The organism is Synechococcus sp. R3-13, assembly GCF_047462195.1.
Taxonomy (GTDB): Bacteria; Cyanobacteriota; Cyanobacteriia; order Thermostichales; family Thermostichaceae; genus Thermostichus.
Genome location: NZ_JANSIO010000200.1, coordinates 1 through 5,782, shown reverse-complemented (window position 1 = coordinate 5,782; position 5,782 = coordinate 1). Strand labels below are relative to the sequence as shown.

Annotated in this window: 7 protein-coding genes; all 7 read right to left on the bottom strand. The window is 60.4% G+C overall.

The genetic code is table 11. The features are described from left to right. Nucleotides 1–220, bottom strand: a 220-nt coding sequence (locus NW856_RS06130; RefSeq protein WP_414399525.1) for a hypothetical protein, incomplete at its 3' end; no start/stop codon positions are given. A 28-nt stretch (nt 221–248) separates the two neighbouring features. Next, on the bottom strand, nt 249–1,061 hold the full coding sequence (locus NW856_RS06125; RefSeq protein ID WP_414399524.1) for a hypothetical protein: 813 nt from the start codon (nt 1,059–1,061) through the stop codon (nt 249–251). 110 nt (nt 1,062–1,171) lie between these two features. Beyond that, entirely contained in the window at nt 1,172–2,485 is a 1,314-nt protein-coding gene (hisD, locus tag NW856_RS06120; protein ID WP_414399523.1) for a histidinol dehydrogenase, read from the bottom strand. 247 nt (nt 2,486–2,732) lie between these two features. Continuing rightward, nucleotides 2,733–3,476, bottom strand: coding sequence for a hypothetical protein (locus NW856_RS06115; RefSeq protein WP_414399522.1), 744 nt, complete (start codon nt 3,474–3,476; stop codon nt 2,733–2,735). Nucleotides 3,477–3,591: 115 nt separating this feature from the next. Further along, nucleotides 3,592–4,776 (bottom strand): LL-diaminopimelate aminotransferase, encoded by a 1,185-nt coding sequence (locus tag NW856_RS06110; protein ID WP_414399521.1) that lies wholly within the window; start codon nt 4,774–4,776, stop codon nt 3,592–3,594. 49 nt (nt 4,777–4,825) lie between these two features. Further along, a complete protein-coding gene (locus tag NW856_RS06105) occupies nt 4,826–5,410 on the bottom strand; it encodes a TolB family protein (protein WP_414399520.1) in 585 nt (194 codons plus the stop codon). A gap of 58 nt (nt 5,411–5,468) precedes the next feature. Further along, nucleotides 5,469–5,753, bottom strand: a complete 285-nt coding sequence (locus tag NW856_RS06100) for a DUF427 domain-containing protein (protein ID WP_414328853.1) — start codon at nt 5,751–5,753, stop codon at nt 5,469–5,471. Nucleotides 5,754–5,782 lie beyond the last annotated feature (29 nt).

The following is a 5,782-nucleotide window of genomic DNA, read 5'->3' as shown; positions in this document are numbered from 1 at the left end:
GATCGATCTCAAAGGTAACCGTCAGCGCCTCGGCGTTGGCCTGCACCGGTTCCTTAGAGCGTCCCAAGGGATCCCCAAAGCTGACTCGGATCCCTTTACCCGCCGGGCTGACTCGGATTTCCGTCACCTGATCCAGATGGGATCCCTCTAGGGTACAGACGATTACATCCCCGACAAAGGCCTCCAGAGGCCAGCCCCGCCGCACCACCGGTTTGGACATGGTTGTCGCTCCCACAGGCTTCTGCATCTCAGTTTAATTTTTCATTTTCCCCTCCCTGCTCCAGCCCAAAACGGCTTTGGTGGCAGAGAGGCTCTCCCCCCTTGGGCCGGATCTCCTGCCACCCCTGTAGAGAAGAGGGAGTTGGGGAAAGGGCAACGGCAGGCGCTCGCAGCAACACCTGGCGGTCTGGGCCCACGCTCACCAAGCGGGGCATCTCTCCAAGGCTATCGGCCACCGCAAACAGCACCCGCTCTCGCGCCTGGGGATCCCAGCCCAGCAGCTGCGCATACCCCAGCGCCGGCGGCGGATCCCAGATTTGCACCGGTGGGATCCCTGTCGAGCTGGTGGGCAAGGGCCAGACCACCGCCCGATCCCAGCTCAAATCGGTTTGGAACCAGCCTTCGTACTCCCGCGCCAGCAAAGTGTTCCCCTGCCAGGCCAAAGGCAGGATCATGGCAAAATCCAATGGCTCGGCAGGGTCGTACACAGACGCCGAGGCTTGATAAACGACTTGCAGGGCTTGAGTACGGGTGTTCTCGGCAAACAACACACTGGTCAACCGACCAGCCTCGGGTGTAGCCACCAAATCCAGCCGTGTGTACACCTGCCACTGGGGATCCGGCGCCGGCAAGGGATCGCTGCGCAACAGGCCAACCACCGTGCATTGCCGTTGCCGGGCTTGCTCCTGCAACCCATACACCCAATCCCAAGGGATAGAAACAGCAGAAGAAGAACTCCGTTGCACCGACAGAGCGGCATCCTGTTCGCGACAGCAGTGGGGAGAAGGGATCCTGCCGGAGGAAGACACTGCCGGATTCGCCAGCAACAGAGCCCAGCTCATCCCAACTGCCGCAAGCCCCCACTGCCCCTTTCGCCTGACCCAACCCGTCATCCTGCCCTCCGGTACGCGACCACGGCTGTAAGGCTTGAGACAAGGCTTTTGCAAACCCTCTAGCCTCCTTCTGCCAACCGCACCTGCACCGACTGGCCATGGGCAGGCAACCCCTCCGCCTGGGCGAGGGCCTGAATTGCGCTGGCCACCTCCCGCAAAGCCGCTGAGCCGTATTGAATCAGACTGGAATGCTTTAGGAAAGTTTCCACCCCCAGAGCCGAGGCATAGCGGGCCGCACCGGCGGTGGGCAAGGTATGGTTGGGGCCAGCCAGGTAATCTCCCACCGCCTCTGGGGTATGGTGGCCCAAGAAAATGGCCCCCGCATGGCGAATGGGATCCAACAAAGCCCAGGGATCTGCCACCTGCAGTTCCAAATGCTCTGGCGCAAACAGGTTGGACAAAGCCACCGCCGCCGTCAGATCCGGCACCACCGCAATCAGACCGTAGTTCACCACCGACTTTTCCACCATCAGACGGTTGGGATGGGCCTCCATCTGGGTGGCCACCGCCTGCTGCACCTGCTGGGCCAGCTGGAGATCGGTGGTCAGAAGGATGGCCGCCGCCAAGGGATCGTGCTCGGCTTGGGCCAGCAAATCGGCAGCCACATAAAGGGGGTTGGCGCTCTCGTCGGCGATGATCAACACCTCCGAAGGCCCTGCCAGGGAGTCAATCCCCACTGTGCCGTACACCAGCTTTTTGGCCAAAGTTACGTAGATGTTGCCGGGGCCGGTGATCACGTCCACCTTGGGGATGGTCTCGGTGCCGTAGGCCAAAGCCCCTATTGCCTGAGCCCCTCCAACGCGATAGATGGTGTGGATGCCTACTTCTTGGGCGGCCACCAAAATGGCCGGGCTAATCCCCTTGCCCCCCGAGCCGTCGGATCCCGGTGGCGTCACCATCACAATCTCGGGCACCCCTGCCACCTGGGCCGGGATGGCGTTCATCAACACCGTGCTGGGATAGGCGGCTCGCCCTCCCGGAATGTAGAGGCCGGCGCGATCCACAGGGCGGTATTGCTTGCCCAAAACGATCTCAGGGCCAGGAAAGCTCACCCAACTGCTGGGCACCCGCTGCCGGTGAAAAGCTTCAATGCGCTGCTTGGCCAGCCGTAGGGCTGAAAGCAACTGCGGAGATACCGCCTGGTAAGCTGCCTCTAGCTCGGCCCCAGACACCTTCAGTTCGGCAACGCTCAGCTCCACCTGGTCGAACTCAGCCGTATAGGCCAGCAGGGCCCGATCCCCCTGACGGCGTACCGCTTGCAGGATCTCCCGCACGGTTGCTTCGCGGTGCAGGTTCTGGTCAGCCTGAGTGCGCTCCGAGATCCGTCTGAGCTCGGCTTCAGCCTCGGCTAGCTGGGTGACGATTCTCAGCATAGCGACTCCTTCGCGTAGAGTGCCGCAACCCCATAGTAACGAGGGATCCGGCGGCATCGCGGTAGCAAAGCGGATCTTTCGCTGGGTCGGCTTGCGGCGACAAGAAGGGACATCCCCAAGCAGGGATCCCGTCTGCACCTGGCGCGATCCGGGTTGATCATGGTCATAGCTTAGCCTGGATTTTCCTCGACCAAGAGCCGGGTAGAGTTCGCCGATAGCCCTACTTAGGAAAAAGACTGGCCCCTTTTCATAGGCGCAGTTCTGTCGATTTGATCAAGTTGCGAAAATCGTGGATCACCTCCTCACAGCGACGGAAAAAAGCCAGCACCCAATCCCGTAGCACCCTTTGCTGAGATTCGTCCAGTTCCTTGAGGGATCCCCGGTAGTGGATCTGGCCACTGCGCTCGATCTCGAACTGGTTCAGCCATTCTGCTTTGGATCCCTGGCGTTCCACCACTTCCTGCCGTGCTGCCTTCCAATAGTTGACGATCACCGCCTTGCCCAAATAGCCGGTTGTAATCTGGCAGAGACGGTTCAGAGATTGCACGAAGACATCCATCTCCATGCGCGGGCCCGCCGCAGGAGCGGAACTGGGCTGGGTAGCGTTCCGGCCTGCCTCCGCCTGGCTGGTAAATAGACGAAAGGTGGCCAAGCCCTTTGGCGTATCCTGCTGCAGCTCGGCTCGCAGGCGGTTCACGGCCAAGGTGTAAACCGGCATCACCAGCTCGTCATTCACCGCCACCAGCAGCGCCCATTCCGGCCCAAGGGGGTAAACGAAGACCCGCTGCTCGGCAAACTGAAAATCAAAATAGTCAAGTCCTGGGGGCATGGTCTCCAAAACTTGAAACAGCCCTTCGGTAAGGGCTTGCTGCTGTCGGCTATCCAAATCCTGAAAAGAGCGGTAGAAGAAAGGGCGACCTGCCCGACTCAAGAGCGCCACCCCCATCACCCCACGGATGGACAAAAAACTGTCGAGCGTTTCCTTCTCCATGCCCACTCAACTTGGATAACACTCTTACTCTTATCCTGACTTAGATTGCCCGAGGGTGGGCGAGCACAACCAACCGAGAGCTGGATGCTCGATGTTTGGGATTGATGTTTGGGATTTAGGAAATGCACCGGGACAAAAACGCCTCGATCCGTCCCACTGCCTCCTCCAGACGGGATCCCTCGACCACCAAAGCAAAGCGGACATAGCCTTCCCCACTGGGGCCAAAGCCAGAACCCGGAGACAGGGCAACCCCTGTGGCTCTCACCAAGTCCAAACAAAACTGGGCAGAAGAGCCGCGATAAAACTCCGGCAGAGGCGCCCACAGATACATGGTGGCTTCTGGCAAGGGCACAGGCCAACCGATGCGGTGCAGAGCCGCCACGGCTATATCCCGTCGCTCGCGGTACACCTGCCGCCAGCGCTCCAAAAAGCTATCGGGAACTGTCAAAGCTGCTGCTGCCCCCCGCAGAATGCCCTGGTACTGATGGAAGTCGATGGTGGATTTCACCCATCGCAGGGCTCGGATCAGCTCCCGGCTGCCAATGGCGTAGGCTACCCGGAATCCCCCCATGTGATAGGACTTGGAGAGAGAAAAAAACTCGATGGTGCGGGTTTTATCGGGATCCGCCTGCAGCGCGGAAGGGGCTACCTGGCCGTCGAAACGCCAGTCCACATAGGGAAAATCGTGGGCCAGAACGATGTCGTGCTGTTGACAGAATTGTAGGGTTTCCTGCCAAAACTCCGGGGTGACGGTGGCAGTGGTGGGGTTGTGGGGGTAGTTCAGCACCAGCAACCGTGCCTGCCGGCAGATTGCCTCCGGGATCCGATCCCACTGGGGCAAGAAGCGGTTTTCCGCCCGCAGGGGCAGGTAGTAGGGGATCCCGCCCGCCAGATGGATCCCGCCCGCATGAGAGGGATAGGCCGGATCGGCGACCAAGGCAACATCGCCAGGATTGAGCAAAGCCAGGGGCAAGAGGGCCGTCCCCTGCTGGGATCCGATCAACGGCAGCACCTCTGTTTCCGGATCGATCTCCAGGCCGAACTTCCCCATGTACCACTTGGCGCAGGCCGTCCGAAAGTCCGCCGTGTCGTGAAACAGCGTGTAGCCATAGGTAGAGGGATCCGACAGAGCCGATTGAATGGCCGCCAAGGAGTCTGAAGGGGGAAAGAGATCGGAGGATCCCAGAGACAGATCGATCACATCCAGGCCAGAGCGACGAGCCTCTCGCTTGGCTCGATCCATTTGGTCAAACACATTGCCGCCGAGGGGCTGAAGTCGCTGGGCGAGGGGAATCGACATGCAACAACTCTTGCAAAGCAGGGGGGTCTATCCTAGCTTGAGGATCCCCTCAGGGATTGTCGTCAGCATTGGGGGAAGAAGGTGAGGTTGGACGCGTGCTGGCCGCCGGCCCCCGGTCGAAAATCTCGATGTGCCACTGTCCTTGGCCGTTGCTCTCAAAAGCGATAAACCGGCCATCGCCGCTGATGGTGGGGTTGCGCACATCTCCTGGCACCCGGCTGCTGATGTTTTCTATCCTGCGAGTTTCTCGGTCGTAGAGGAAGATCTCAGACTTGCCCAGAGCATTGGAGACATAGACGATGTAGCGACCATCAGCGCTGATGTCGGGCGAGGTGGCCGCCACGTCGCTGGAGTTGAGGCCGGGCAGATCCACCAAGCGACGTTCCACCGTGTCGTAGAGAAAAATATCTTGGCTGCCGCTGCGGGCAGAGGAAAACACCAGGTAGCGACCATCTCCGTTGAAGGCAGGCTCCCCATCTGGGAAGATGCTGTTGAGGCCACTGTTGGTCAGGCTAGGACGTGGGGTGCGAAAGCCTGCAGGGCTGCAGCCCAACAGCACCAGGCTCAATCCGGCCAGGCACAGCTTTCCCGCCCATCGGGCCGGGCTGAATGGGATCCGGCCATCGGTCAGCATGGCATCGCCTCTCCAACCCACTCTTCCCATCATACCCGGTTGACAAACTCGGCTCCGGCTAGGGCTCCACCTTGACACCCTTCCAGAAGGCCACATAGCCCCGGATGTTGGCCGCAGCGGGTTTGGGATCCGGGTAGTACCAGGCGGCATCTTTGTTCTCCTGGCCGTTGACCACGAGGGTGTAGTAGCTGGCCTCCCCCTTCCAGGGGCAGGTGGTGTGGGTAGAGCTGGGCTGGAAGTATTCCCGGCGCAGAGATTCCGGCGGAAAATAGATGTTGCCTTCTACGGTTTCGTAGCGGTCTGTCTCCGCCACCACTACCCCATTCCAGATAGCCCTGGGCATGGAAAACCTCCTCTTGCCAAGTTTTGGAT

What these genes read in the sequence shown, in the direction of transcription:
- NW856_RS06125 (WP_414399524.1), bottom strand. Translation starts at nt 1,061, where the DNA reads ATGAGCTGGGCTCTGTTGCTGGCGAATCCGGCAGTGTCTTCCTCCGGC.
- hisD (WP_414399523.1), bottom strand. Translation starts at nt 2,485, where the DNA reads ATGCTGAGAATCGTCACCCAGCTAGCCGAGGCTGAAGCCGAGCTCAGA.
- NW856_RS06115 (WP_414399522.1), bottom strand. Translation starts at nt 3,476, where the DNA reads ATGGAGAAGGAAACGCTCGACAGTTTTTTGTCCATCCGTGGGGTGATG.
- NW856_RS06110 (WP_414399521.1), bottom strand. Translation starts at nt 4,776, where the DNA reads ATGTCGATTCCCCTCGCCCAGCGACTTCAGCCCCTCGGCGGCAATGTG.
- NW856_RS06105 (WP_414399520.1), bottom strand. Translation starts at nt 5,410, where the DNA reads ATGCTGACCGATGGCCGGATCCCATTCAGCCCGGCCCGATGGGCGGGA.
- NW856_RS06100 (WP_414328853.1), bottom strand. Translation starts at nt 5,753, where the DNA reads ATGCCCAGGGCTATCTGGAATGGGGTAGTGGTGGCGGAGACAGACCGC.